Raw genomic sequence first — 25,357 nt, 5'->3', positions numbered from 1 at the left:
GGCTAGCGCCGGGTCCGGCGCCCCGGCCCGGCAGCCTGGGCCCAGCCGTGCTCCAGGAGTTCGAAGGCGCGGTCGGCGTCGCCGACGGCCTCGAAGCGGAGCTCGTCGGCGCTCTGGCCGTCCTCGGCGATGCGGTGGTTGTTGTGCTCGGCGAGGACGCGCTGGGTCGCGGTGATCTGCGCGGCCAGGAGCCGCGCGGTGAGTGCGCGGGGCGGGGTGACGTCCGGGTCCTCGCGCAGGGCCTCGGCCAGGGACTCCTCGGCCCGCGCGAGGTACTGGGCGCCGCGGGCCACCAGGCTCGGCGTCGAGCGGACGAGCCGGGTGAACGCCAGCACACCGGGGTGGTCGTTGAGCCCGGTGATCGGGTCGCGCCGGTCCAGCCCGGCCACGAAGTCCCGGTGCAGCGCGCCGATCACCGTCTCGCCCGGCGCCCGGCCGCGGACCACGTCGGCGGCCTGGTCCTGGTGGTCGGCGAAGCGGTGGACGACCAGGTCCTCCTTGGAGGAGAAGTAGCTGAACAGCGTCGGCTTCGACACCTCGGCGGCCGCGGCCACGTCCGCCACCGACACCCGGTCGAACCCGTGCTCCAGGAACAGTGCGATCGCCGCCTCCGAGATCGCCCGCCGCGTCCGTTCCTTCTTCAGCTCCCGCAGTCCGCTCATGACGTCCAGGCTAGCAGCCCGCCTTGACCAGGGAAGGTTTCTTACCTGGTCTGGAGTGCTGGGAGTTCCGGGGCCCCAGGATCCGGCGGGCCGACCCGACGATCAGGCGGTGCGGTCGGTGAGGACCTCGCGGACGACGTGGCGGGCGGCGGCGGTGAGGGTGGGGTTGGTGTGGCGGTAGTACGGGATCGCGATGAGGGCGATGGACAGGGCCCAGGCGCGGGCGCGGGACCACATGGCGTCGTCGGCGTCGAGGGCGGCGCGGAAGGTGGCGCGGGCCTGGGCGGGCAGGACGGTCCACGCGGCGATGACGTCGACCGTCGGGTCGCCGACGCCCATCAGGCCGAAGTCGATGACCGCGCCGAGCCGGCCGGAGGGGGCGAGGAGGAGGTTGCCGGGGGAGAGGTCGCCGTGCATCCAGGTGGCCGGTCCCGCGTAGTCGGGCAGGCGGAGCGCCTTGTCCCACAGGGCCGTTGCCGTCTCGGTGTCGATCGCCCCGGTGAGCCGGGCGAGCGCCGCGCGGGTGGCGCCGTCGCGCGCGGCGAGCGGGACGCCGCGGGCCGCGGAGGGTCCGCCGGCCGGGTCGACCGAGCGCAGCGCGGTGATGAAAGCGGCCAGGTCGCGGGCCAGTTGGAGCGGGGCGGAGAGGGCGCCGACGGTCGGGTTCGCGCCGTCCAGCCAGCGGACCACCGACCACTCCCACGGGTAGCCGGCGGCGGGCCGGCCGAGGGCGAGCGGCGCGGGGATCGGCTGCGGCACGAGCGGGGCGAGCCGCGGCAGCCAGTACTGCTCGCGCCCGACGCCGTCCGCGGCCCAGCCGACCCGGGGGAGGCGGACGGCGAGGTCCGGGCCGAGCCGGAACATCGCGTTGTCCGTCCCGGTGGAGGCGACCGGCCGGATCGGCAGGCCGACCCACTGCGGGAACTGGGCGGAGAGCAGCCGCCGCACCAGGGCCGCGTCGATGTCCGGTTCGTCGGGGTGCATCCTGGCGGCAGCGCACATGCCCGGCAGCGTACAGCGCCGTCCGTGCGGCCAGCAGGCGGATCATCGAACTCCCGTGACAAATTCGGATCATCAGGTCACTACGCTGGCGCGATGATCACCACACGGGGGCAGGCGAACGGGCGGCCCGGCAGACGGACGGACAGACCGGCGGACACACAAGCAGGCAACAGACGCACCAGCGAGTGGACGGCCCCCGAGCGCTGGGCGTTCGGCGGCGCGCTCGCCGTCCTGGCCGTCCTGCTGCTCCTGGCCGTGATCGGCCACTACAACAGCCGCTCGGGCGGCTACCTCGTCCTGCGGCAGTGGTTCGACCGGCCTTTGCTGCTCTGGACGTTGGCGATCCCGGCGCTGTTCGTCGCGGTGCTCAACGTCCCCTGGTGGATGTGGCTCCGGATCCTGCTCGCCACCGCCGTCACGCTGCTGGCGGCCGGGACGATCATGCTCTGGCTCTTCCTCTGGACCTCCACGGTCGTGAAGGGCACCCAGGAGGCCCCCGGCCGCGCGGACCGGCGGATCGTGCAGGAGGAGACGGGCTGGGCGCTCGACTCCACCACGGCGTACTACGTCGACGAGGGCACCGGACTGACCACCCGCCGGTGGCTGATCGTCGACGAGGGCCCGTACGACGATCCGACCGGCACCACCGTCCGCTGGTCCGGCCCGGACCGGATCCAGGTCACCACCGACACCGGGACCGTCACGATCGACCTCGCCGCCGACGGCCGGCCGAGCCGGGAGCTCCACCTCGACGGCTGACGTCAGCCGAGCGTCACCCGCACCCCGACCGTCCCGCCCCGGCCGAACCGCACCACGTTGGCCGCCAGCGCGAGCGCGCACAGCAGGCCGTACTTGCGGCGCAGCAGCTTCCGGTACGCGGGCGCCCGGGCGGCGTCGAGGACGGCGGTGGCCGGGACCTGCTCGCCGAGCAGGGTGCCGCGGATGTCGCACGGCCCGACCAGGACGTCGGTGCGGTGGCGCAGCCGCTTGACCTTGCCGGTGCGGGTGACGGTGGTGAAGACGAGCGCGTCGCCGTCACGCGCGACCCACACCGGGGTCGGCACGCCGGTGCCGCCCTGCCGGAAGGTCGTGAACAGCAGGTACTTGGCGGAGGCGAGCCGGTCGAGCTGCGCGGCACGCCCCGCCTCCAGCGAAGGGGAGGTGTCCATGGCCGCCACCGTAGGGACCGGCAACGAAGCCGCGCTCAAGCCTCGTTGGGGCCGGCCGCCGCACCCGCCACGCCCGGCCGCCCCGGGTGCGACCGGGAGCCGTCGCCGGCACCTGCCAGAATGCAGGACGTACGGCGAACGCACTGAAGGAGAAGGTGACCGGCTACGTGACCACGCCAGTCGATGAGCAGGCCCGGCAGGCCCAGCGGGCGATCGAGCGGAAGATCGCCGAGGAACTGGGCGTCCGCGACGGGCAGGTGAAGGCGGCCGTCGACCTGCTCGACGGCGGCGCGACCGTCCCGTTCGTGGCCCGTTACCGCAAGGAGGCCACCGGCTCCCTCGACGACGCCCAGCTGCGCACCCTGGAGGAGCGGCTGCGCTACCTGCGCGAGCTGGAGGAGCGCCGCACCGCCGTCCTGGACTCGATCGAGGCCCAGGGCAAACTGGACGACGCGCTGCGCGCGCAGATCCTCGCGGCCGACTCCAAGGCCCGCCTGGAGGACATCTACCTGCCGTTCAAGCCGAAGCGGCGCACCAAGGCGCAGATCGCCCGCGAGGCCGGCCTGGAGCCGCTCGCCGACACCCTGCTCGCCGATCCCGCCCAGGACCCGGCCGCACTGGCCGGCCAGTACCTCAACGCGTCGGTGGCGGACGGGGCGGCGGCCCTGGAGGGTGCCCGCGCGATCCTGGTCGAGCGCTTCGGCGAGGACGCCGACCTGGTCGGCTCGCTGCGCGAGCGGATGTGGACCCGCGGCCGGCTGGTCGCCAGGGTGCGCGACGGCAAGGAGCAGGACGGCGCCAAGTTCGCCGACTACTTCGACTTCGCCGAGCCCTACACCAGGCTCCCCTCGCACCGCATCCTCGCGATGCTGCGCGGCGAGAAGGAGGAGGTGCTCGAACTCGAACTGTCCCCGCTGGACGGCGACGAGGACACCGACCTGCCCGGCGCGACCGACTACGAGCAGCGCATCGCCGCCCGCTTCGGCATCGCCGACCACGGCCGCCCGGCCGACAAGTGGCTCGGCGACACCGTCCGCTGGGCCTGGCGCACCCGCATCCTGGTGCGCCTCGGCATCGACCTGCGGGCCCGGCTGCGCGCCGAGGCCGAGGACGAGGCGGTGCGCGTGTTCGCCGCCAACCTGCGCGACCTCCTGCTCGCCGCCCCGGCCGGCACCCGCGCCACCATGGGCCTGGACCCGGGCTTCCGCACCGGCGTGAAGGTGGCCGTCGTGGACGGCACCGGCAAGGTCGTGGCGTACGACACCATCTACCCGCACCAGCCCGCCAACAAGTGGGACGCCGCCCTGGGCACCCTCGCGGCGCTGGCGAAGAAGCACAACGTCGACCTGGTCGCGATCGGGAACGGCACCGCCTCCCGCGAGACCGACAAGCTCGCCGAGGACCTGCTGGGGCGCCATCCCGAACTGGGGCTCACCAAGGCGATGGTGAGCGAGGCCGGCGCCTCGGTCTACTCGGCCTCCGCGTACGCCTCGCAGGAACTGCCGGACCTGGACGTGTCCATCCGCGGCGCGGTCTCCATCGCCCGCCGCCTGCAGGACCCGCTCGCCGAACTCGTCAAGATCGACCCCAAGTCGATCGGCGTCGGCCAGTACCAGCACGACCTCAGCGAGGTGAAGCTCTCCCGCTCGCTGGACGCCGTCGTCGAGGACTGCGTGAACGCCGTCGGCGTGGACGTCAACACCGCCTCCGCGCCGCTGCTCACCCGCGTCTCCGGCATCACCGGCACGCTCGCCGACAACATCGTCGCCCACCGCGATGCCAACGGGCCGTTCCGCACCCGCCGGCAGCTCAAGGACGTCGCCCGGCTCGGCCCGAAGGCGTTCGAGCAGTGCGCGGGCTTCCTGCGCATCCCCGGCGGCGACGACCCGCTGGACGCCTCCAGCGTGCACCCCGAGGCGTACCCGGTGGTGCGCCGCATCCTCGCCGCGACCGGTGGGGAGCTGCGCGAGCTGATCGGCAACGGCGAGCGACTGCGCACGCTGCGCCCGGGGGACTTCGCCGACGACACCTTCGGCATCCCGACCGTCACCGACATCCTCGGCGAGCTGGACAAGCCGGGCCGCGACCCGCGTCCGGCGTTTCGCACCGCGACCTTCAAGGAGGGCGTCGACACCATCGGCGACCTGGTGGTCGGCATGGTGCTGGAGGGCGTGGTCACCAACGTCGCCGCGTTCGGCGCCTTCGTCGACGTGGGCGTCCACCAGGACGGGCTGGTGCACGTCTCGGCGCTGTCGAAGAACTTCGTCAAGGACCCGCGCGAGGTGGTCAAGCCGGGCGACATCGTGAAGGTCCGGGTCACCTCGGTGGACGTGCCGCGCAAGCGGATCGGGCTCACGCTGCGGCTGGACGACGAGCCCGGCCGCGGCGGGGAGCGCGGCCGTGGCGGCGGCGACCGGCAGGCCCGCCCGCCGCGCCAGGACCGGCGCGGGGACGACCGCCGCGGCCAGGACCGGCGCGGCCCCGGCGGCTCCGGCGCCGGCACCCCGCCGGCGAACAGCGCCATGGCGGACGCGCTGCGCCGGGCGGGCCTGGCCGGCGGCTCCGGCGGCCATGGCGGACGCGACGACCGGCGCTCGGGCCGCCGCTGAGCGGCCCGGGCAGGGACGGCGGCGGGGCCGGTGGACGCGTGCCACCGGCCCCGCTCCCGTGTGCGGGCGCTCAGCCGAGCCCGGCCCGCCGCCGCAGCTCCACCGCGAGCCCGATCAGCTCGCCCCACCAGGCGTCGTGCGAGGCCGCCAGGAGCCGCTGGGCCTCGGCGGCCGGCAGCGCGCGGACCTCGACGACCTGCTCGCCGTCCGAGGGGTTGCTCGGCGCGGAGTCCAGCGCGACCTCCGCCCAGCCCCACAGCCAGGCCTTCTCCGGGTGCGGCTGCCACGGCCGGTACGGCGTCGGGTCGTCCGTGCGGCAGCGGTGCGCGCCGAGCCACGCGGGATCGCCGAGCAGGCGGGCGCCCGCCTCCTCCTCCAGCTCGCGCTCCAGGCAGTCGGCGATGGTCTCGTCCTGCTCGCGCGTGCCGCCGGGCAGGAACCAGTGGTCCCGCTCGTCCCGGCAGAGCACCACGCCGCCGTCCGCGAAGCCCACCAGGTGGACGTTGGTCACCAGTTCGTCCGGCGGCAGCTCGGTCGAGAACTGCGCGTCGTACCTCCCCCAGGTCCAGTACTGCGGCGCGTGCAACGCGGGGAAGAGCGCGGCGAGTTCGGCCGCTCTGGCGGACGGGCCGGTGGCGGTCCGGTCTGTTGTATCGGTCATTCGGTGATCGTAGTGCCGGCCGGGAAACGGCGAGGGCCGCCGGGATGGACGCGGGAGAGGTCGGCGGTGGCGGTGGCGATGGCGCGCGGCCGCCGGGGCTGGGCGAGGCCGATCGGCGCCGACCGGTCGGCGACCCAACTCCCCAGCGAGGTCTCGGCGGTGATGCCCGGACCGAAGCCGGCGATCAGGCCCCGCGTGCCGTCCGCGACGCCGCCGTCGGCGAACAGCCGGGCGAGGGCGTCGAAGACGACGGCGCTCGCGATGTTGCCGCGCTCGGTCAGCGTGGCCCGGCTGTAGCGGAACACCGCCGGTTCCAGGTCGAGGAAATGGCAGAGGTCGTCGAGGATGCGCGGACCCCCGGCGTGGACGATGTAGAAGCCGAGCCCGGAGACGTCCCAGCCGTGCTCGGTGGCCAGGCCGCGCAGGGCGGGCGCGAGCATCTCCATCGTGCCGGGGACGCGCCGGTCGAGCTGGAAGTGGAAGCCGGTGTCCCTGACCCCGTAGGAGATCCAGCGCTCGGTGTCCGGGACGAGGTGCGAGCCGTTGCGCTCGACCCGCACCCCGCTGCCGCCGTGCCCGCGCATCACCACGGCGGCGACGGCGTCCCCGAACAGGCCGTTGGAGAGCAGCGATCCGACCTCCAGGTCGGTCGGCTGGTAGCAGAGCGAGCAGAACTCGCAGGCCACGATCAGCACGTTGGCGCCCGGGTAGGCACGGCAGAAGTCGTGCGCGCGGTTGACGGCGGCGCCGCCGGCGGCGCAGCCGAGCTGGGCGATCGGCATCTGCCGGGTGTCCGGGCGCAGGCCCAGGGCGTTGATCAGCCAGGCGGTCATCGACGGCATCATGAAGCCGGTGCACGACACGTAGATGACGAGGTCGATGTCCTGGGCGTCCAACTGGGCGTGCCGGAGGGCGGTTTCGGCCACCTCGGGGACGCGGAGCTTGGCCTCGCGCTCGTAGACGGCGTTGCGGGCGGTGAAGCCCGGGTGCTCCAGGGTCCGCTCGATGGGCTGGACCAGGTGCCGGGTCCGCACGCCGGTGTTCTCGATCAGCCGCAGCGCGAGGCCGAGCTGGGGGTGGCCGGCGTGCATCGTGCGGGCCAGGTCGAGGGTCTGGTCGAGGGTGATGACGTGCTCGGGCACGGCGATGGCGGGGCGGCAGAGTGTTGCCATGGGTACGGGTCTCCCCTGGGTGGCCCGCGGGGCGGGCCGACGGGCGGGCGCAGGGCGGCCGGTGGCGGCGGTGGACGGACGGGCGCGCGCGGCGGCGCGACGGGTCACCAGGCGAGCGGCAGGGTCCGCGGGTAGCGCCAGATGGAACCGGTCCGCCAGTCGAGCTCCGTCGGCGGGACGGCCAGGCGCAGCCCGGGGAAGCGCCGCAGCAGCGTGCCGATGGCCACCTGGAGCTCCATCCGGGCCAGGTGGGCGCCGAGGCAGTGGTGCTGGCCGTGGCCGAAGGTCATGTGGGTGGGCGCGCCGCGGTCGAGGTCGAGCTCGTCGGGCCGCTCGTAGACCGCGGGGTCGCGGTTGGCGGCCAGGTAGGAGACGTGCACCGGCTCGCCGGCCCGGACGAGCACGCCGCCCAGTTCGACGTCCTCGGTGGCGACCCGGGCGATGCCGACGCCCTGGCGGAACGGGATGAAGCGCAGCAGCTCCTCCAGGGCGCGGGGCAGGAGGTCGGGCCGAGCACGGAGTTCGGCGAGCTGCTCGGGGTGGGTGAGCAGGGTGTAGGTGATGTTGCTGAGCTGGTAGGTGCTGGTGTCGTGGCCGGTGACCAGGAGCACCATCGCCATGACGGCCAACTCCTGGTCGTCCAGCAGCTCGTCGCCGTCGCGGGCGGTGGCGAGGGCGCTGATCAGGTCCTCGCCGGGGGAGCGGCGGCGGGCGGCGGTCAGCTCGGTGAAGTAGGCGCGCAGGGCGGCCTTGGCGCGCTCCTGGCCCTCGCGGCCGTCCGGGCTCATGGCCATCATCGCGACGGCGTGGCCGCGCAGTTCGGCGCGGTCCTGCTCCGGGATGTCGAGCATCTCGCAGATGGTGGTGAGCGGGAGCCGGGAGGAGAGGAAGTGCACGAGGTCGGCGGGGGCGCCGTGTTCGGCCATCTCGTCGAGGTGGGCGTCGACGATCCGCTGGGTGTGCGCCCGCATCCGCTCGACCTGGCGGTTGGTGAACCCCTGGGCGACGAGGCGGCGCAGCCGGTTGTGGGCGGGCGGGTCCATCAGGTTGATCGCCTCGGCCTGGGCGATCGGGGCGGGCGTCATGCGGGGGAGGTCCCGCCCGATGCCGGCGGCTCGGCTGAACCGGCGGTCGGTGGTGACGACCCGGACGTCCTCGTAGCGGGTGGCGAGCCAGGCCTCGCCCTCGCCGTGCGGCAGCCGGATCCGGGCGACCGGGGCCTCGGTGAGCAGCCGCTTGAGGAGGGGGTCGAACTCCAGGCCTTCGGTGTGGTTGAAGGGGCAGTCCCACACGGGGGCGGAGGTAGTCACGGGTCAATCCAAAGGCCGTAGGTGATGCCGCCCCTACGGGAGCCGGCGTGCGGGGCTCTCGTACGGGCTCGGACATGCCGATTTTTCCCCATGGGCTGGCAAAAATGTGGACGGGAAAGGGAGTTACCTCGAACGAGTTAGATGAATGATTGTCGTGCGAATCAAGGGAGTTGAGCGGGTGTCCTCACAAAGCCGCGCGTTCACCGACCGCTTGGGGCGACCAGGCCGGTCTCGTACGCGAGGACCACGGCCTGGGCCCGGTCGCGCAGGTCGAGCTTGGCGAAGATCCGGGCCACGTGCGTCTTCACCGTCGATTCGCTGAGCGTCAGTTCGCGCGCCAGCTCGCCGTTGGACAGTCCGCGGCCCATCAGGGTGAGCACCTCCACCTCGCGGGGCGTGAGCGGCGCGAGGTCCCGGTGCACCGTGGCGGCGCCCGGGGCGGCGGGGGCATCGCCGGAGGCGAACCGCTCGACGAGCCGACGGGTGATGGAGGGGGCGAGGAGGGCGTCGCCGGTGTCCACGAGGCGGACGGCGGCGGCGAGGTGGGCGGAGGTGACGTCCTTGAGGAGGAAGCCGCTCGCCCCGGCGGCCAGGGCCGCGTAGACGTAGTGGTCGAGGTCGAAGGTGGTCAGCATGACGACCCGGCACCCGGGCGCCAGCGCGAGGATCCGGCGGGCCGCCTCCAGGCCGTCCATGCCGGGCATCCGGATGTCGAGGAGCGCGACGTCCGGCCGGTGCGTGACGGCCGCGGCCACCGCCTCCGCGCCGTCGGAGGCCTCGGCGACCACGTCGATGCCGCGCGCGGTGAGGATCATGCGGAAGCCGGTGCGGACGAGCTCCTGGTCGTCGGCGATCACGACGCGCGGGCGGCGCTCCGTCGGCGCCCCCTGCGCCGTCTCCTCCAGGCCGGTCACGGCCGGTCCAGCGGGATGCGCGCGCGGACCCGGAAGCCGCCGCCCAGCCGACGCCGGGCGTCGAAGTCCCCGCCGTACACGGCGACGCGCTCGCGCAGGCCGAGGAGCCCGCGCCCGGCACCGTCCGCCTGCTTGGCGGGCGCCGCCGCGCCGGAGAGCACGCTCGTCCCGCTGTTGAGCACCTCCACCCGCAGGTAGTGGTCCGCGTAGCGCACGGTCACGTCCGCCGTCACCCCGTCCCCGTGCTTGAGCGCGTTGGTGAGCGCCTCCTGGATGATCCGGTACGCCGTCACGTCGATGCCCCCCGGCAGCGGGCGCGGCTCGCCGCAGACGCGGACCTCCACCGGCAGGCCGGCGAAGGCGAAGCGGTCGATGAGGGGGCTGAGCCGGGCGAGGCTGGGCTGCGGGGCGAACTCGTCCGCGTCCTCCTCCTCGGAGCCGTCCGCCGCCGGGGCGAGCAGGCCGAGCAGGTGCCTCAGTTCGGTCATGGTGTCGCGGCCGGCGGCCTCCACGGCGGCCATCGCGGCGGCGGCCTCCTCGGGCATGGTGGCGAGGACCTCGCGCGCGGCGCCGGCCTGGACCACCATCACGCTCACGTTGTGGCTGACGATGTCGTGCAACTCGGCCGCGATGCGCGCCCGTTCGGCGTCGACCGCGGTCCGGGCAGCGCTCTCCCGCTCGCGCTCCAGCAGCCAGCCGCGCTCCCCGACCGCCGCCCGGTGCAGCCGCCGCGCCCGCCCGAGGGCCACGCCCAGCCAGCCAGCCGCGGCGGCCGATCCGCCCGCCGCGGCGAGTGCCGCCCAGTCCCACTCCGTTCCCCACACGCCGCCAGCCTCCCAGCTCAGAGCATGATCCACATCATCCGGGGGTGCCGGTCCCGTACATCCCCGGTACTACGGCCCGCGCCGGTTACACCCGGGGTGGGACGCGACGGGCGCCCGGCCGCTCCTACCGTCGTCGCCATGAGAAACGATCACGACAGGACGGCCGGGCCCGGAGACGCGCAGGCCGTCGTCGAGCTGTCCGGGGTGCGCAAGGAGTTCGGCGAGGCCAGGGCGCTGGACGGGCTCGACCTGACGATCCGGGCGGGCGAGGCGGTGGCCGTGATGGGCCCCTCCGGCTGCGGCAAGTCCACCCTGCTGAACATGGTCGCCGGGCTGGACCGGCCGACCTCGGGCACCGTCCGGGTGCACGGCCAGGACCTCGGGCAGCTGAACGAGACCGGACTCGCGCTGTTCCGCCGCCGCCACGTCGGCATGATCTTCCAGTTCTTCAACCTCATCGACGACCTGCCGGCCCTCGACAACGTCGCCCTGGCCGCCCAGCTGACCGGCACCACGGCCAAGCAGGCCCGCCGCCGCGCCCTGGAACTGCTCGACGAACTCGGCGTCGCCCACCGCAAGGACACCTACCCGGCCACCCTGAGCGGCGGAGAGCGCCAGCGGGTCGCCGTCGCCCGGGCCCTGATGAACCGCCCGGCACTGCTGCTCGCGGACGAGCCGACCGGCGCCCTGGACAGCCGCTCCGGCGAGCAGGTGATGGACCTGCTGATCGACCTCAACCAGATCGGGCAGACCCTGCTGATCGTCACCCACGACCCCAACCTGGCCACCCGCTGCGCCAGCCGGCTGGTCGAGGTCGCGGACGGCAAGGTGGCGCGCGAGCGGATGCTGGAGGCGTCCTCGTGACCGGAGCCGTGTGGCGCGCTTCCCGGGCGGCGGTGAAGCGCCGCCGGGTGCAGACCGTCGTGATCGGCCTGGTCGTCTTCTGCTCCACCGCGACCGTGCTGCTCGCCCTCGCGGTGATCAGCGCCGCCCGGGCCCCGTTCGACACCGCCTTCGAGGCCGAGCACGGCGCGCACGTCGTCGCCCTCTTCGACCCGGCCAAGGCCACGCCGGAACAACTGGCCGCCACCGCCCACCGACCGGGCGTCGAGGCGGCCGCCGGGCCCTTCGACCAGGCCGTGGTGACCATCCCCGCCGAGTGGGTCGGCCGCGCGCGGGGCCCGCTGACCCTGGTCGGCCGGGCCGACCAGGGCGGGCCGGTGGACCAGGTGCGAGTGCTCGCCGGCCGCTGGGCCGCCGCACCCGGCGAGGTGGTCATCAACAACCCGGCCGGGGGCGCCGGGGAGAAGTACGTCGGCACACCGCTCACCACCAGCACCGGGGTGAGACTCACCATCGTCGGCTTCGCGTCCGACATGAGCCAGAGCGCTGGCGGCTGGGTCACCCCCGAGCAGGCCGCCGCCCTGCACCCCACCGGCCGGCAGATGCTCTACCGCTTCACCGGCGCGGCCACCGAGCAGCAGCTGACCGCCTCGCTCGCCGACACCACCGAGGGCCTGCCCAAGGACGCCGTGGCCAGCGCGCAGTCCTACCTGGTGCTCAAGCAGGCCTTCTCGGCGGGCGCCGATGCCTACCTGCCGCTGATGACGGTCTTCGGCGTGCTCGGCCTGGTCGTCGCCGCGCTGATCGTCGGCAACGTGGTGAGCGGCGCGGTGGTCTCCGGCTACCGGCACATCGGCGTGCTGAAGTCGATCGGCTTCACCCCGCGCCAGGTGGTGGTGGTCTACCTGACCATGGTCTCGGTGCCCGCCGTCGTCGGCACCGTCCTCGGGACGGCGGCCGGCTGGGCGGCGTCGTACCCGATCCTCGAAACCGCCTTCAGCGGGATCTCGACCGGCACCGCCGTGATCGAGCCGGCCGGCTGGCTGCCCGCCGCCACCCTGATCAGCGTCCCGCTGCTGGTCGCCCTCGCCGCGCTCGTCCCCGCCTCGCGCGCCCGCCGGCTCTCCGCCGCCCAGGCCATCTCGGCCGGCAGCGCGCCGCGCACCGGGCGCGGGCTCAAGGTCCAGCGCTGGCTGAGCGGCACCCGGCTGCCGCGCTCCGTCAGCCTCGGCCTCGGCCAGCCCTTCGCCCGCCCGGCCCGCACCGCGCTGACCATGGCGGCGATCGTGCTCGGCGTGGTCACCGTGACCGTGACCACCGGGGTGAGCAGCACCCTGGCCAAGACCATGCCCACGCCCGACCACAAGACCCACATCGACGTGGCGGCCGGCGGCTTCTCGGGCAGCAAGATCGAGCCCCGGCTGACCCCGGAGCAGACCGAGGCGATGCTCCACGCCATCCCCGGCGCCGAGCGGGTCTCCGTCCGCGGGCTGGTCCGGGTCGGCATCGTCGGCCAACCCCAGCTCGTCTTCGCCGACTTCTACGGCGGCGACGACATGGTCGACCACCGGCGGCTCCAGGCGGTCGAGGGCCGCCCGGCGACCGGGCTGGGCGAGATCGAGGCCGGACCGGGCTTCCTCGACCAGCACGGGGTCAGGCTCGGCGACCGGCTCACCCTGGTCCTGGACGGCCGGCAGACCACCGTCACCATCGTCGGCGAGGAGGACGCGGGCAACGCCAACGCGATCTCCTCCAACGACGCCACCAGGGCCCTGCTCACCCCCGACCCGCACGTGGTCGAGTACGACGTGAGGCTCGCCGACGGCACCGACGCCGAGGCGTACCAGAAGGCGGTCACGGCCGCCGACCCGAGCCTCTCGCCCTCGATCTTCACGGCGGGCACGGAAGGGTCCGTCGTCGCGATCCAGACCTTCAGCACGACCTTCAGCATCCTGCTGTCGGTGGTCGCCGCGCTCGGCGTCTTCAACACCCTGCTGCTCACCATCCGCGAACGCCGCCGCGACCTCGGCATGCTGAAGTCGATCGGGATGACGCCCCGGCAGGTCGTCGCGATGACGGTCACCTCGGTGACCTGGCAGGGCGTGGTCAGTGGGATCATCGGCATCCCGGTGGGGATCCTGGTGCACCGGCTGATCGTCGAGAACGTCCGGATCATCGACTTCCCGGAGTCGACGATCGACATCTGGGGCGCCCCGCTGCTCACCGGCCTCGCCCTGGCGGGCGTCGCGATCGCCGTCCTCGGCGCGCTCGTGCCGGCCCGCTCGGCGGCCCGGCTGCCGATCGCCGAGGTGCTGCACAACGAGTAGTGGCCGGCCGTGGACAGCACGACCACGGCCGGCCAGGAAGCCGCGAGCGGCTTGAGCGGCGTCCGCCACCTGTACGTCAAACCGAAGGGCAGCTCCGCCGCGAACCAGCTCGCGCACGTGCCGACGGCCCCGGTCCTGGTGCTCCCGGCCTCCCGGACGGTGGTCCGGGTCGGGCAGCCCGTCGTGCTGAGCTGGGCGGCGTCCGGCACCACCTCCCAGGTGGACGTGCTGCTGCCGAGCGGCCAGTGGCAGGACTTGCCGTGGCAGCCCTCCACGTCGTACACCTTCACGCCGACGGCCCCGGGGACGTACCTGTGGATCGCCTACACCTCGAACGGCTCCAACTGCGGCGCGGTGGTCTGCGTCAGCGGGTCGAGCGAACAGCGGTACCTGGTCGTCGCGGCCGGGTCGCGGACGTCGGATGCGGTCCCGGCCGGGTGACGGCGTACCTGGCCGGGCTCGGGCTCGACGTGTCCGGCGTGGACGTGTCGGACGAGATGGTCCGGCTCGCCCGCCGTGCGTATCCCGAACTCCGGTTCGTGGCAGGCCCGATGGGTTCGCTGGAGGTCGCGGACGGCACCCTCGGCGGCATCCTGGCCTGGTACTCCGTCCACCACACGCCGCCCGCGCACCTGCCCGCGCTGTTCGCCGAGTTCCGGCGCGTCCTTCGCCCGGGTGGCCGGCTGCTGCTCGGCGGCCACGCCGGGGACGCTCACCTGCGACCGGCCGAGGCGTACGGGCATCCGGTGTCGTACGAGTCCCACCTGGTGCCCGCCCCGCGGCTCGTCGAGCTGCTCGCGCGTGCCGGATTCACCGTCACCACACGCGTGGAGCAGCCGCATCCGGCGCGCGCGGATCGTTCGTACGTCTGCCTCCTGGCGGACGCCGGATAGCTCCCGCGGGGGAGGGGGTTCGGTCGGGTGGGTGACGTCCGGGCCTCCGGACGCGGCGAGAGTGGAGCCATGGCGATCACACTCCCCCTGGGCGACACCGAACGCCCCGTGCAGCGTTGGGCCCTGCGGCTGGCGAAGGCCCTGCCGTTCATCGTGCTGCCGCACTGCCTGTGGCGGCTCCCGTTCGCGGTCGGCTTCGAGATGGGCACGATCGACCCGAACCGGCCGCCGATGCCCTGGTGGGCGCCGGGCTACGTGGTCGGGCTCAGCGTGCTCACCGAGGCGCTCTGCCTGCTCACCCTCGGCCTGGTCGCGGGGTGGGGCGAGGTCTTCCCGCGCTGGGTGCCGTTCCTCGCGGGCCGCCGGGTGCCGCCGCTCGCGGCCGTCGTGCCCGCGGTGGTGGGCGGCCTGGTCCTGGTGGGGCTGTTCGGCCTCCAGCCGCTCGCCTGGATCGGCGTGCTCGACGAGGTCGGTTTCAGCAACGGGTGGTGGCTGGCGCTCGCCCGGGTGTGCATCAGCCCGGCGATGCTGTGGGGCCCGATCGTGCTGGCCCTGGCCTTCGCCTACTACCGTCGCCGTCGGCCCGGGGCCGCAGCCCGGTAGCCCCCGGGGCGGTTCGCGCGGGAAGTCGGATCGGCCGACTTCCTGCGCACGCGTCGTTCGGCGGGGCTGCTACTGCGCTCCGACGATCAGTGATTCGGCGAGCCGGTCGGCGGCATCGGCGTCCAGGGGGGCGTGGCCGAGGAGGAAGCGGTACCAGAAGACGCCGTAGACCTGGTCGACGATCAGGTCGAGGTCGGCGCCCTCGGGGAGCTGGCCGCGCTCGCGCCCGCGGGTGAGGAGTTCGCGCAGGGCCGTCCGGCGGGTCGCGGTGAAGGTCTGCATCAGGTCGGCCAGGTGGGGGTCGCGGGCGGCCTCGCGGACGAGGGTGCGCAGAGCTGAGGCGCTGGTGTCCTGCTGGGCGGCGTCGAAGGTGGTGGCGACGAAGGCGCGCAGGTCGGTGCGGAGGTCGCCGGTGTCGGGGCCGGCGACGTCCTGGTCGGCGCGGTCGGTGATGGCGTCGAGGAGGACGGCGCCCTTGGAGGGCCACCAGCGGTAGACGGTCTGCTTGCCGACGCCGGCGGTGCGGGCGATGGCGTCGATGGTCACCGGCGTGCCGTCGGACTCGGCGAGGAGCTGCAGGGCCGCGTCGAGGATGGCCCGGTGGGCGGCCTCGTTGCGACGGCGCCCGGTGTGCGGGCGGGCAGCGCCCGGCTGGGGGTCTGTCGCGTTCATCGGTGGTCCGTCCTCTCGCCCTCCGGGTCCCGTCCGGCCCGGCTTCCACCCCACTTGACAAGACTAGCAGTCTCGGCAACCATCATTACCGGAACGGGCGGTCTCGACAAGCCGGAAGGAAGCACCACCATGAGCACCACGTCAAACCTCTTCGCCGGACAGCGCGTCGTCGTGATGGGCGGCAGCTCGGGCATCGGCGAGGCCGCGGCCGCCGCGTTCGCCGCCGACGGCGCGGAGGTCGTGATCACCGGCCGGCACCGCGAACGCCTCGACGCGGCCGTCGCCCGGATCGGCGGCAAGACCACCGGCGCGCAGGTCGACGCTGCGGACGCCGTCGCCGTCGCGGCCTTCTTCGCCGAGGGCGGCGCCGTCGACCACCTGGTCCTCGCGGTCAGCGGCTCGGCCGGCGGCGGCCCCTTCGCCGGGCTCGACCTGGCGGACCTTGCGTTCGGCTTCGATGCCAAGTTCTGGCCGCAGGTCCGGGTCCTGCAGACGGCCCTGCCGCACCTGCGGGCGGACGGCTCCGTCACCCTGATCACCGCCGCCTCGGCCCGCGCCGCGATCCCGGGCACCGCCGGACTGGCCGCCATCAACGGCGCGCTGGAGGCGATGGTCCCGCCGCTGGCCGTCGAGCTCGCGCCGCTGCGGGTCAACGCGGTGTCGCCCGGCGTCGTCGACACCCCCTGGTGGGACCGCGTCCCGGCCGAGCAGCGCAAGGCCCTGTTCGACGGCCTCGCCGCCACCACCCCGGTCGGCCGGGTCGGCCGCGCCGAGGACGTGGCCCGGGCGATCCACATGATGGCGGCCAACACCTTCGTGACGGGCGTGGTCCTCGACTGCACCGGTGGCGCCAACCTGGCCACCGGCCGCTGAAACGGCGGAGGGCCGACCGCGCCGGTGTCCCGGTGCGGTCGGCCCTCCGCGTGTGCGTGCCGCTGCTGCGGTCAGGTGCGGCGGGACCGACCGGCCGGGGTTTCACCACGCGGCCTCCTGGTAGTCCTTGAGGAACACTCCCGACACCGGTGAGCCGGACTCGCCCCGGACGATCGGGTCGTAGACGCGGGCGGCGCCGTCGACGATGTCGAGGGGCGTGCGGAAGCCGTGGGCGGCGATCCGGGACTTCTTCGGGGCCGGGTTCTCGTCGGTGATCCAGCCGGTGTCGACGGCGCACATGTGCACGCCCTGGCGGGCGAGTTCGGCGGCACTGGTGCGGGTGAGCATGTTGAGGGCGGCCTTGGCCATGTTGGTGTGCGGGTGGCCGGCGGTCTTGTTGACGACGGCGAAGCGGCCCTCCACGGCGGTCACGTTGACGATGTAGCGGCGCGGGTGCGGGGAGGCGAGCAGGAGCGGGAGCAGGCGGTCGCAGAGCAGGGCCGGGGCGAGGGCGTTGACCAGCTGGGTCTCCAGCACCTCCGCCGGGTCGAGCCCGCCGAGCCGGGCGGACCACGAGTTGCCGGGGGCGAGGTCGGGCAGCAGGCCGGCCTCGTCGGGCAGTGGCAGCAGTCCGTGGGCGGCGGCCGGGGCGCGGTCGAGCTCCGCGGCGGGCCAGGCCGAGGTGAGGGCGGGCATCGGCCGGAAGCCCGGGGCGTGCGCGACGGCGCGGCGGTCGGCGGCCGCCAGGGCGTCCTGCTCCCCGACGGCGAGCAGCGCGTACGACTCGGGCGGGCGGCGCAGGGTCTGCGCGGCGTTGTTGATCAGGATGTCCAACGGCCGTCCGTCGGCGCGCAGTTGCTCGGCGAGTCCGAGGACCTGGCGCGGGTCGCGCAGGTCGATCCCGACGACGGTGAGCCGCTCCCACCACTGCGCGCTGCCCTCGGCGGCCCGGAAGCGGCGGACGGTGTCGTGCGGGAAGCGGGTGGTGACCGTCAGCTCGGCGCCGTCGCGCAGCAGCATGAGGGCGAGCTGGAAGCCGATCTTGACCCGGCCGCCGGTGAGCAGCGCGCGCCGGCCGCGCAGGTCGGTGGCGAGGCCGCGCCGGGCGGTGTTGTCGGCGGCGCAGTCCGGGCAGAGCATGTGGTAGAAGCCGTCGACCTGGCGGTACTGCTGCTTGCAGACGTAGCACCGGCGGGGTGTTCGCAGCTCGCCGACGGGCCCGCCGGCCGGGGCGAGCGGGGCGTCCTCGCGGCGGTCGAGGGCGCCGGTCGCGGTGGTGGCGAGCAGTGCGGCGTCGGCGTCCCGGAGGGCCTGTTTGGCCTCCTGGCGGCGGCGCTTGCGGCTCTCCATGACGAAGGAGCTGAGCTGCCGTTCGGCGTGCAGGCGGGTGCGGTCGTGGGGCGGGAGGCCGCGCAGGCGGCGCAGGGTGGTGCTGAGCGCGGCGAGTTCCTCGGCGGTGACGGTCTCCGTGGCGGTGCCGGCCCCTGCACCCGCGGTGCTGAGGCTGGTGGCCGGGTCGAGCTGGTGGTCTTCCGTTCGGATCGTCCGGACCGTCATGTCCGCCCCCTCGTGTCGTGCCGTGGGTCGGACTGTAACGGAGGGGCGCACGTGATGTGACCTCAATAAATCGGGGACCGGGAGCGCCGGCACCGAACGGCGAGGGGCCGGCGGCTCTTCGTGCCCGCCGGCCCCTCGCTCACGGGAATCCCCTGGTCAGTCCGCGTACTGTGCGAAGAACCTGGCGAACTCGTACGGCTGCTGCGGGATGTCGGTGCACTTCGACAGCGAACCGCCGGTGCACGCGTGGGCGTCGCGGGTGGCATCCCGGAGCAGGTTTCAGGGAGGCCTTGGGGCGGCGGGGCCGGACGGCCCCGGAGCCGGGCGGATCAGTTGCAGCAGGGCTTGCACTCCTTCACCTGGATGTTGTCGAGCACCGGTCCGTACGCGCCCGCCACCGTGCTCTGGAAGCCCAGCGTGGTGGCCGAGTTCTGCGCGACGAAGCTGAACTGCCGCCCCACGTAGCCCATCGCGGTCTTCGTCTTTCCGGTGACGTCGAAGGAGAAGTTCTGGAAGTCCTGGCCGTCGATCAGCGCCCGGCCGGTCCGCAGCGCCGGGCCGCCCTCGGGGTTGCCGGCCAGCGCGTACGTCACCGAGTAGGTGACGCCGGGGACGGTGGTGAAGGTCTGGGCGATGGCGCCGCTGTCGCCGCCGTTGAGGTCCAGCGACTGGTCGCCCTCGGCGGCCTGCCAGAAGCCCGCGCCGATCAGGTCGACGCTGCCGGCCGTGATCACCCACGGGCCGACGGTCTGGCCGGCGACCAGGTCGGTGAAGCCGTTCGCCGAGGCCTTGGGCGACTCGAAGCTCCCGTTGTCGAAGTGGCTGAAGGAGCGGTGCCCGCCGGTGGCGTGTGCCGGGACGGCGAACGCGGTGGAGGCGGCGACGAGGACGGCGACGGCGGCGGCGGTGCGGGTGCGGCGGCGGTTGCGGGCGAACGACATGGTCGACTCCTTGGCGGCAGGCGGTGCGTGGAAACGGCCGGTGATCGAATGCGTACGGTGATCGGCCGCGCACCGAGCGTCGGCCGTGCCGCCGGACCCTGCCAAGACCGGGCGGGTGGCGCCCGGTGGCGCGGGAGTCACGATGATCGGCTTCCGTGCGCCGGTTTGACGAGCCGCCGCCCGTGATCACACGCCGAACGCTTCGGGGACGAACGCCGAGGACGGACGGCCGGGTTGGGCGGCCTGGTGGTGAAATGGTCGGCGCGCGCTCCGAGCGCGCCCCTACGGTGGGCCGATGACCGGACAATCGACAACCGTCTCCTGTCGGAGCTGGTGCCGGCGGGGCTTCGGCGCGTGGGTCCGCTCGTGGTCCGTCCATGATCCGTTCATGATCCGAAAGGCGCTTGACCTTGAGTGCACTCCAAGGTGGAGGCTGTTCCCCGTTGACCCACTGAGCCACCAGAACTGGGCCACCAGAACTGAGCCACCAGATCGGAGAACCGTCATGCGCACTGCCCCGTTCGGACTCAACGGCCCGGAGATCGGCGTCCTCGGTCTCGGCTGCATGGGGATGACCCACGCCTACGACGTGCGGAACCGGGACGACGAGAAGTCCGTCCAGGTGATCCGCCAGGCGCTGGACATCGGCGTCACCCTGATCGACACCGCCGACATGTACGGCCCGTACACCAACGAGGAGGTGGTCGGCGCCGCCCTCGCCGGCCCGTACCGCGAGCGCGCGTTCCTCGCCACCAAGGTCGGCATCGTCCCGGGCGGCAACGGCCAGGGCGAGCGCGACGGGAGCCCGGAGCACGTGCGCCGCTCGATCGACGACAGCCTGCGCCGCCTCGGCACCGACCACGTCGACCTCTACCAGCTGCACCGGGTCGACCCGGCCGTCCCGATCGAGGAGACCTGGGGCGCCCTCGCCGAGACCGTCGCGGCCGGCAAGGTCCGCCGGATCGGGCTCTCCGAGGTGACCGTCGAGGAGATCAAGCGGGCCCAGGCGGTGCACCCGGTCGCCTCCGTCCAGAACGAACTCTCGCTCTGGACCCGGGATTCGCTGGCCGAGGTGCTGCCGTACACCGAGGAGCAGGGCATCGCCTTCCTGCCGTTCTCGCCGCTCGGCCGCGGCTTCCTGACCGGCGGCATCTCCTCCTTCGACGAGCTGCCCGCCGACGACTTCCGCCGCCGGCTGCCGCGCTTCCAGCAGGACGCGCTCAAGGCGAACCTGGCGCTGGTCGGCAAGGTCGGGGAGGTCGCCGAGCGGATCGGCGCGACGTCCGCGCAGGTGGCGCTCGCCTGGGTGCTGGCGCAGGGTCGGTACGTCTTCCCGATCCCTGGCACCCGGACCCCGCGCTACCTGGTGGACAACGCCGGCGCGGCCGACGTCGTGCTCTCGGCGGCCGACCTCGCCGAGCTGGACGCCATCCCGTCGGCGACCGGCGGGCGCTACTGAGCCTCCCGCCGCCGGGGCCTACCGCTCCTTGACCCACACCTGCTGCCGTCCGGTCTCCGCCGGGGCCCGGACGGCGGCCGCGTCGATCCGCTCCAGCCGGTAGCCGAGCTTGCGCGGGACGGCCGCGCTGGCGCCGTTCGCCTGGTCGCAGCGGATCTCCACCCGCGCGATCCCGGGCAGCGCCAGCGCGGCCGAGGTCAGCGCCCCGGCCGCGGCGGTCGCGATGCCGCGGCCGACGTGCCGGGCGCCCACCCAGTAGCCGATCTCCAGCGCGCCGGGGCCGATCCGGCCGTGCAGGCCGAACGCGCCGATCACGCTGCCGGGTTCGGTGTCCAGCCCGACCAGGTACATGAAGTCGGTGCCGGCGTCCCAGGCCGCCGCGCCGGCCCGGGTCAGCTGGGCCGTCCGGGCCCGGCTGGGGGCCTCGGCCGCCCACTCCAGCCAGGGCCGCAGGTGGTCCAGGTTGGCGCGGACGGCCTTGTTGAGCGCGGTCGTGTGCGTGGTGAGACGCCGGTGCAGCGAGACCCCGCCGGCCAGCCGCAGCAGCTCCGGAGGCCGACCGGCGGTCGCCTCACCCGGGGCGGCCGGGTGGTGGTCACAGGACCGTGGCTGTGCATCGCTCATGGCGGCGATTATGTCCTTGGCCCGAACCTGTCACCAACGGTTTCCCCCGCGGACCGGAAACGGACCGGGGGCGGACCGGCAGTCGGACCGGTGGCGTACGGGAATCGGACACCCGCCCGTTCAGAGCCGCACGAGCACCTCGTCGAGCTCCTTGCGCCGCAGATCAGGTACGCGCGCCCCCTCGGCCGGGTACCCGACCGGGATCACGTACGCGGCGCGCTCCTCCACCGGGCGCTCGCACACCTCGTTGAGGAACTTCATCGGGCTCGGCGTGTGCGTCAGCGTGGCCAGCCCGGCCTGGTGCAGCGTGGCCAGCAGCAGCCCGACCGCGATCCCCACCGACTCCTTGGTGTAGTACGGGCGCGGCGAGCCGGGCCCCTTGTGCACCTCGAAGACGACGATCACCGCCGGAGCGTCCTCCAGGAACGGCTTGCGCCAGTCGGTGCCGATCGGCGCCAGCGCGGCCAGCCACTCCTCCGAGGCCCGGTGCGCGTAGAACTCGCGCTCCTCCGCCTCGGCGGCCTCGCGCAGCCGCCGCTTGCGCTCCGGATCGGTGATCACCACGAACCGCCACGGCTGCACGTGCGCGCCGCTGGGCGCGGTGTTGGCGGTCCGGACCGCCCACTCGACCACGCCGTCCGGGATCGGGCGGGTGGAGTAGTCGCGGACGGTCCGGCGCTGCGCCATCACGTCGTGGAAGGCCCTGCTGCGGGACTCGGCCTCGTGGGCCGGCACGGTCATCGGGGCGAGGGGGACGGTCGGGTGCGAAGTCCCTGTCGATGCGCTGTCAACCATGGCCGACAGCACAGCACATGGCGGTTCCACCGGGAAGAGGTCGAGACCATTCCCGGCGGAACCGGCGGAACCGGTGATCCGGCCGCGCTCTAGAGCTCGTGCACCCGCCCGTCCCGGACCTCCAGGCGCCGGTTCACCGTGACGGTGTCCAGCATCCGCCGGTCGTGCGTGACCAGCAGCAGCGTGCCGGTGTACGACGCGAGGGCGGACTCCAGCTGTTCGATCGCGGGCAGGTCCAGGTGGTTGGTGGGCTCGTCCAGCACGAGCAGGTTGACCCCGCGCGCCTGGAGCAGCGCCAGCGCGGCGCGCGTGCGCTCGCCGGGGGAGAGGGTGCCGGCCGGGCGCAGCACGTGCACCGCCTTCAGGCCGAACTTGGCGAGCAGCGTGCGCACGTCCTCCGGCGTGAACTCGGGCACGGCGGCGGCGAACGCCTCCGCCAGCGGTTCCCCGCCCAGGAACAGTCCGCGCGCCTGGTCGACCTCGCCGACCACGACGCCCGAGCCCAGCACGGCGCTGCCGCCGTCGAGTTCGAGCCGGCCGAGGAGGGCGGCCAGCAGCGTGGACTTGCCCGCGCCGTTGGCACCGGTGATCGCGACCCGGTCGGCCCAGTCGATCTGCAGGTCCACCGGGCCGAAGGCGAAGTCGCCGCGCCGGGCGACGGCCCCGCGCAGGGTGGCGACCACCGAGCCGGAGCGCGGCGCGGCGGCGATCTCCATCCGCAGCTCCCACTCCTTGCGCGGCTCCTCGACCACGTCCAGCCGCTCGATCATCCGCTGGGTCTGCCGGGCCTTCGAGGCCTGCTTCTCGGTGGACTCGGCGCGCGTGGCGCGGGCCTTCTTGTCGTTGTCGCCGCCCTTGCGGCGGGCGTTGCGGACCCCGTGCTCCATCCAGTTGCGCTGCATCTGGGCCCGGGCCTCCAGCGAGGCCTTGGTGTCGGCGTAGTCCTCGTACTCCTCGCGGGCGTGCCGACGGGCCACCGCCCGCTCCTCCAGGTACGCCTCGTAGCCGCCGCCGTACAGGTTGACCTGCTGCTGGTGCAGGTCCAGCTCCAGCACCCGGGTGACGGTGCGGGCCAGGAACTCGCGGTCGTGGCTGATCAGCACGGTGCCGGCGCGCAGGCCCTTGACGAAGGACTCCAGCCGCGCCAGGCCGTCCAGGTCGAGGTCGTTGGTGGGCTCGTCGAGCAGGAAGACGTCGTAGCGGGAGAGCAGCAGCGAGGCGAGGCCGGCCCGGGCGGCCTGGCCGCCGGACAGCGCCGTCATCGGCAGGTCGAGCGAGACCTTCAGACCGAGCGAGTCGGCGACCTCCTCGGCGCGCTCCTCCAGGTCGGCGCCGCCGAGGTCGAGCCAGCGGTCCAGGCCGGCCGCGTACGCGTCGTCGGCGCCCGGGCGGCCCTCGACCAGGCCCTCGGTGGCCTCGTCCAGCGCGGCCTGCGCGGCGGCGACGCCGGTGCGGCGGGCCAGGAAGTCGCGCACCGACTCGCCCTCGCGCCGCTCCGGCTCCTGCGGCAGGTGGCCGACGTTGGCGCTCGCCGGGCTGAGCCGCAGCGAGCCCGCCTCGGGGGTGTCCAGCCCGGCCAGCAGCCGCAGGAGGGTCGACTTGCCGGCGCCGTTCACGCCGACCAGGCCGATCACGTCGCCGGGGGCGACGACCAGGTCCAGGCCGGAGAAGAGGGTGCGTTCGCCGTGGCCGGCGCTGAGGTCCTTGACTACGAGTGTGGCGCTCATGATGGGACCGATTCTACGGAGGCGCGTCGCCGCAGCGGAAAGGACCGGGGCCGCGGCTGTTCCCAGCCGCGGCCCCGGTACTCGGGCGCTCAGCGCGTCACCCGCGCTCCCGCGTCACTTCGTCTTCTTGGAGATGTAGTCCAGCGCCTTGGCCGCCACGTCGTCCAGGTACGGGCCGGCCTCCCAGGTGTTGTCCTCGCCACCGATGGAGGTGTCCGAGACCAGCACCTGCTTGCCGTCCTTCATGGCGAACCAGCCGCCGCCGCTGTCGCCGCCGGTGCCGTTGCAGCCGGTGGTCAGCATGGCCGGGCGGGACGGGTCGATGGTGCGGCGCACCGGCTTCGGGGCGTCGCAGTGGTCCAGCTCCATGCCGTCGAACGGCTTGGCGGCCGGGTAGCCGTAGCTGCTGACCGCGGTGATCTGGTCACGCGGGGCGTTGAACCAGACCGGCACGGAGCCGCCGACCGTCTCCTCCAGCGACTTGCCGCTGCCGTCCGGGTTCGCGACCCGGATGATGCCGAAGTCGTACTGGCTCCACGGGCCGCCGCTCTCCGGGTCGGCCTCGCCGGCCCAGGTCGGCGACACGATGCCGGCGGTGGCGCCCCACTCGCCGAACGGCTCGGCCTGCGCCAGCGTGCCCTGCTTGCCGTTGCTCAGCACGCCGTTGCTGTTGAAGGCCGGGGCGAAGACGATGTTGGTGTGCGACTTGCCGCCCTTGCCGCCGTGCAGGCAGTGGCTCGCGGTCCACACCAGGTTGCTCTTGCCCGGGTTGGCCGGGTCGGAGATCACGGTGCCGGAGCAGACGTACTCCTGGTTGCCGTCCATGAAGAACAGCTTCCCGTTGACGTCCAGGTTCTTCGCGAACGGGTGCGGAACCGGCTTCATCTGGACCAGGGCCGGCTTCGGGTCGTTGCCGCCGTCGGCCGGCGGCTCGACCGGGGCCTGCGAGGTCGGCTGGGCCGGCGCCGGGGCGGCGCTGGTCGGGGCCGGGGCGGCGGTCGGCTGGCCGGTGGGCTGGTTGCCCAGGCCCGGCTTGACCGGCTTGGCCTTCAGGATCTTCTGCAGGTCCCAGTAGCCCTTGACGGCCGGGGTGATGACGTTGGCCTGGGCCCACTTCTCCCAGTCCTCGGGCTTCCACTTCTTGATCTCGTCGATCGTCGGGAGCTTGATGGGCGCGGCACCCGGCTTGGCGGTGTCGCCCGCCGCGGCGGTGGTGGGCGCCGCGGTCTGCGCCCCGTTCGAGCTGTCGCTGTTGTCCGGTCCGCACGCCGTGGCCAGCATCATCGTCAGGGCGACGACGGAGGCCCCCATGGCGGCACGGGTCGTCCGGGATATCGGTGACATTGAGTTCAGTTCCCCCTGTGTATGGACGCCATACGGCCCGATCCGCAGGTACGGCCCCGAGGGCCGCAGGTATGGCAGATGAGGAGTCTGCCATGCCGCATAAGGGCTTCCTTACGTCCACCCCCGGCTGAGACGAGGCTGTCACGGGATCAGCACCGGATCGGCACCTCGGCTTTGCCGACTTCGCCGGTGCCTGCGGACGCCTGCCGACGTCTGCCCGTGGGTCGTACGGAAATTCGGTTGCACGCGGTCCGGGCGATCCGTAGCGTCGTGCCCGTCAGCCACCAGAACAGGAGAAGGCCGTTGCTCTACTGAGGTCCCAGGACACCGCCCCGCCGCGCAGGCCCCTTTGCCGCGCGGTGTGCGAGTTGGTGTG

Annotated in this window: 24 protein-coding genes; 9 read left to right on the top strand and 15 right to left on the bottom strand. The window is 73.7% G+C overall.

All coding sequences use genetic code 11. The features are described 5' to 3' along the window. Window positions 1-2 precede the first annotated feature (2 nt). Both ACWCXH_RS23470 and ACWCXH_RS23465 read right to left on the bottom strand, forming a co-directional pair. The gene (locus ACWCXH_RS23470) at window positions 3-671 is read right to left on the bottom strand and encodes a TetR/AcrR family transcriptional regulator (RefSeq protein ID WP_449803453.1); all 669 of its coding nucleotides are present in this window, start codon (window positions 669-671) and stop codon (window positions 3-5) included. A 93-nt stretch (window positions 672-764) separates the two neighbouring features. Next, window positions 765-1,664, bottom strand: coding sequence for an aminoglycoside phosphotransferase family protein (locus ACWCXH_RS23465; RefSeq protein WP_449803414.1), 900 nt, complete (start codon window positions 1,662-1,664; stop codon window positions 765-767). Between the two features lie 93 nt (window positions 1,665-1,757). Between ACWCXH_RS23465 and ACWCXH_RS23460 the strand changes: the two genes are divergently transcribed. Next, on the top strand, window positions 1,758-2,423 hold the full coding sequence (locus tag ACWCXH_RS23460; RefSeq protein ID WP_449803413.1) for a hypothetical protein: 666 nt from the start codon (window positions 1,758-1,760) through the stop codon (window positions 2,421-2,423). A 2-nt stretch (window positions 2,424-2,425) separates the two neighbouring features. Here ACWCXH_RS23460 and ACWCXH_RS23455 read toward each other — a convergent pair whose 3' ends face one another. Further along, window positions 2,426-2,833, bottom strand: coding sequence for a PPOX class F420-dependent oxidoreductase (locus ACWCXH_RS23455; protein WP_449803412.1), 408 nt, complete (start codon window positions 2,831-2,833; stop codon window positions 2,426-2,428). Window positions 2,834-3,000: 167 nt separating this feature from the next. Here ACWCXH_RS23455 and ACWCXH_RS23450 point away from each other — a divergent pair, with 167 nt between their 5' ends. Beyond that, window positions 3,001-5,442 carry a Tex family protein gene (locus ACWCXH_RS23450; RefSeq protein ID WP_449803411.1) on the top strand — a complete coding sequence of 814 codons (2,442 nt, stop codon included), beginning with the start codon at window positions 3,001-3,003 and terminating at the stop codon, window positions 5,440-5,442. Window positions 5,443-5,512: 70 nt separating this feature from the next. On the opposite strand, the gene ACWCXH_RS23445 is transcribed toward ACWCXH_RS23450, so the two are convergent. The 5 genes from ACWCXH_RS23445 to ACWCXH_RS23425 form a co-directional block, all read right to left on the bottom strand. Then, window positions 5,513-6,103, bottom strand: coding sequence for an NUDIX domain-containing protein (locus ACWCXH_RS23445; RefSeq protein ID WP_449803410.1), 591 nt, complete (start codon window positions 6,101-6,103; stop codon window positions 5,513-5,515). Further along, a complete protein-coding gene (locus ACWCXH_RS23440) occupies window positions 6,100-7,275 on the bottom strand; it encodes a type III polyketide synthase (protein WP_449803409.1) in 1,176 nt (391 codons plus the stop codon). The genes ACWCXH_RS23445 and ACWCXH_RS23440 overlap by 4 nt, the downstream gene beginning before the upstream one ends. Before the next feature lie 104 nt (window positions 7,276-7,379). Continuing rightward, complete coding sequence (locus ACWCXH_RS23435; protein ID WP_449803408.1) at window positions 7,380-8,585, bottom strand: cytochrome P450; 1,206 nt, start codon at window positions 8,583-8,585, stop codon at window positions 7,380-7,382. A 200-nt stretch (window positions 8,586-8,785) separates the two neighbouring features. After that, window positions 8,786-9,499, bottom strand: coding sequence for a response regulator (locus ACWCXH_RS23430; protein WP_449803407.1), 714 nt, complete (start codon window positions 9,497-9,499; stop codon window positions 8,786-8,788). Next, window positions 9,496-10,323, bottom strand: a complete 828-nt coding sequence (locus tag ACWCXH_RS23425; protein ID WP_449803406.1) for a sensor histidine kinase — start codon at window positions 10,321-10,323, stop codon at window positions 9,496-9,498. The genes ACWCXH_RS23430 and ACWCXH_RS23425 overlap by 4 nt, the downstream gene beginning before the upstream one ends. A 138-nt stretch (window positions 10,324-10,461) precedes the next feature. On the opposite strand from ACWCXH_RS23425, the gene ACWCXH_RS23420 reads away from it, so the two are divergent. From ACWCXH_RS23420 to ACWCXH_RS23400, 5 genes are all read left to right on the top strand, one after another. Continuing rightward, window positions 10,462-11,187, top strand: a complete 726-nt coding sequence (locus ACWCXH_RS23420; RefSeq protein ID WP_449803405.1) for an ABC transporter ATP-binding protein — start codon at window positions 10,462-10,464, stop codon at window positions 11,185-11,187. Beyond that, the gene (locus ACWCXH_RS23415; RefSeq protein WP_449803404.1) at window positions 11,184-13,493 is read left to right on the top strand and encodes an ABC transporter permease; all 2,310 of its coding nucleotides are present in this window, start codon (window positions 11,184-11,186) and stop codon (window positions 13,491-13,493) included. The genes ACWCXH_RS23420 and ACWCXH_RS23415 overlap by 4 nt, the downstream gene beginning before the upstream one ends. Window positions 13,494-13,502: 9 nt before the next feature. Beyond that, window positions 13,503-13,934 (top strand): hypothetical protein, encoded by a 432-nt coding sequence (locus ACWCXH_RS23410; protein ID WP_449803403.1) that lies wholly within the window; start codon window positions 13,503-13,505, stop codon window positions 13,932-13,934. Further along, window positions 13,838-14,386 (top strand): class I SAM-dependent methyltransferase, encoded by a 549-nt coding sequence (locus ACWCXH_RS23405; protein WP_449803452.1) that lies wholly within the window; start codon window positions 13,838-13,840, stop codon window positions 14,384-14,386. Before ACWCXH_RS23410 ends, ACWCXH_RS23405 begins: the two co-directional genes overlap by 97 nt. Before the next feature lie 69 nt (window positions 14,387-14,455). Next, window positions 14,456-14,989, top strand: coding sequence for a hypothetical protein (locus ACWCXH_RS23400; protein WP_449803402.1), 534 nt, complete (start codon window positions 14,456-14,458; stop codon window positions 14,987-14,989). A 69-nt stretch (window positions 14,990-15,058) separates the two neighbouring features. Here the strand turns inward: ACWCXH_RS23400 and ACWCXH_RS23395 are convergent, their stop codons facing one another. Beyond that, window positions 15,059-15,661: a TetR/AcrR family transcriptional regulator gene (locus ACWCXH_RS23395; RefSeq protein ID WP_449803401.1), complete on the bottom strand. Its 603-nt coding sequence runs from the start codon at window positions 15,659-15,661 to the stop codon at window positions 15,059-15,061. Between the two features lie 129 nt (window positions 15,662-15,790). Here ACWCXH_RS23395 and ACWCXH_RS23390 point away from each other — a divergent pair, with 129 nt between their 5' ends. Further along, window positions 15,791-16,534, top strand: coding sequence for an SDR family oxidoreductase (locus tag ACWCXH_RS23390; protein WP_449803400.1), 744 nt, complete (start codon window positions 15,791-15,793; stop codon window positions 16,532-16,534). Between the two features lie 102 nt (window positions 16,535-16,636). Here ACWCXH_RS23390 and ACWCXH_RS23385 read toward each other — a convergent pair whose 3' ends face one another. Together ACWCXH_RS23385 and ACWCXH_RS23380 are read right to left on the bottom strand one after the other, a co-directional pair. Further along, a complete protein-coding gene (locus tag ACWCXH_RS23385) occupies window positions 16,637-18,091 on the bottom strand; it encodes an SDR family NAD(P)-dependent oxidoreductase (RefSeq protein ID WP_449803399.1) in 1,455 nt (484 codons plus the stop codon). Between the two features lie 329 nt (window positions 18,092-18,420). Then, complete coding sequence (locus ACWCXH_RS23380) at window positions 18,421-19,032, bottom strand: choice-of-anchor C family protein (RefSeq protein WP_449803398.1); 612 nt, start codon at window positions 19,030-19,032, stop codon at window positions 18,421-18,423. 505 nt (window positions 19,033-19,537) lie between these two features. Between ACWCXH_RS23380 and ACWCXH_RS23375 the strand changes: the two genes are divergently transcribed. Then, window positions 19,538-20,491: an aldo/keto reductase gene (locus ACWCXH_RS23375; RefSeq protein WP_449803397.1), complete on the top strand. Its 954-nt coding sequence runs from the start codon at window positions 19,538-19,540 to the stop codon at window positions 20,489-20,491. Window positions 20,492-20,509: 18 nt separating this feature from the next. On the opposite strand, the gene ACWCXH_RS23370 is transcribed toward ACWCXH_RS23375, so the two are convergent. The 4 genes from ACWCXH_RS23370 to ACWCXH_RS23355 form a co-directional block, all read right to left on the bottom strand. Beyond that, window positions 20,510-21,115: a GNAT family N-acetyltransferase gene (locus ACWCXH_RS23370; RefSeq protein WP_449803396.1), complete on the bottom strand. Its 606-nt coding sequence runs from the start codon at window positions 21,113-21,115 to the stop codon at window positions 20,510-20,512. 120 nt (window positions 21,116-21,235) lie between these two features. Next, a complete protein-coding gene (locus ACWCXH_RS23365; RefSeq protein ID WP_449803395.1) occupies window positions 21,236-21,910 on the bottom strand; it encodes a nitroreductase family protein in 675 nt (224 codons plus the stop codon). Between the two features lie 89 nt (window positions 21,911-21,999). Further along, complete coding sequence (locus ACWCXH_RS23360) at window positions 22,000-23,637, bottom strand: ABC-F family ATP-binding cassette domain-containing protein (RefSeq protein WP_449803394.1); 1,638 nt, start codon at window positions 23,635-23,637, stop codon at window positions 22,000-22,002. A gap of 114 nt (window positions 23,638-23,751) precedes the next feature. Continuing rightward, entirely contained in the window at window positions 23,752-24,981 is a 1,230-nt protein-coding gene (locus ACWCXH_RS23355) for a trypsin-like serine peptidase (protein WP_449803393.1), read from the bottom strand. Between the last annotated feature and the right edge of the window lie 376 nt (window positions 24,982-25,357).

Source organism: Kitasatospora sp. NPDC001660, from assembly GCF_053596725.1.
The sequence above is the reverse complement of the archived record's forward strand: the minus strand, read 5'-3'. Positions and strand labels throughout refer to the sequence as shown.

Coding starts and splice junctions, on each gene's coding strand:
- ACWCXH_RS23465 (WP_449803414.1), bottom strand. CDS start 1,664: ATGTGCGCTGCCGCCAGGATGCACCCCGACGAACCGGACATCGACGCG.
- ACWCXH_RS23460 (WP_449803413.1), top strand. CDS start 1,758: ATGATCACCACACGGGGGCAGGCGAACGGGCGGCCCGGCAGACGGACG.
- ACWCXH_RS23455 (WP_449803412.1), bottom strand. CDS start 2,833: ATGGACACCTCCCCTTCGCTGGAGGCGGGGCGTGCCGCGCAGCTCGAC.
- ACWCXH_RS23445 (WP_449803410.1), bottom strand. CDS start 6,103: ATGACCGATACAACAGACCGGACCGCCACCGGCCCGTCCGCCAGAGCG.
- ACWCXH_RS23440 (WP_449803409.1), bottom strand. CDS start 7,275: ATGGCAACACTCTGCCGCCCCGCCATCGCCGTGCCCGAGCACGTCATC.
- ACWCXH_RS23420 (WP_449803405.1), top strand. CDS start 10,462: ATGAGAAACGATCACGACAGGACGGCCGGGCCCGGAGACGCGCAGGCC.
- ACWCXH_RS23400 (WP_449803402.1), top strand. CDS start 14,456: ATGGCGATCACACTCCCCCTGGGCGACACCGAACGCCCCGTGCAGCGT.
- ACWCXH_RS23395 (WP_449803401.1), bottom strand. CDS start 15,661: ATGAACGCGACAGACCCCCAGCCGGGCGCTGCCCGCCCGCACACCGGG.
- ACWCXH_RS23390 (WP_449803400.1), top strand. CDS start 15,791: ATGAGCACCACGTCAAACCTCTTCGCCGGACAGCGCGTCGTCGTGATG.
- ACWCXH_RS23385 (WP_449803399.1), bottom strand. CDS start 18,091: ATGACGGTCCGGACGATCCGAACGGAAGACCACCAGCTCGACCCGGCC.
- ACWCXH_RS23380 (WP_449803398.1), bottom strand. CDS start 19,032: ATGTCGTTCGCCCGCAACCGCCGCCGCACCCGCACCGCCGCCGCCGTC.
- ACWCXH_RS23375 (WP_449803397.1), top strand. CDS start 19,538: ATGCGCACTGCCCCGTTCGGACTCAACGGCCCGGAGATCGGCGTCCTC.
- ACWCXH_RS23370 (WP_449803396.1), bottom strand. CDS start 21,115: ATGAGCGATGCACAGCCACGGTCCTGTGACCACCACCCGGCCGCCCCG.
- ACWCXH_RS23365 (WP_449803395.1), bottom strand. CDS start 21,910: ATGGTTGACAGCGCATCGACAGGGACTTCGCACCCGACCGTCCCCCTC.
- ACWCXH_RS23360 (WP_449803394.1), bottom strand. CDS start 23,637: ATGAGCGCCACACTCGTAGTCAAGGACCTCAGCGCCGGCCACGGCGAA.
- ACWCXH_RS23355 (WP_449803393.1), bottom strand. CDS start 24,981: ATGTCACCGATATCCCGGACGACCCGTGCCGCCATGGGGGCCTCCGTC.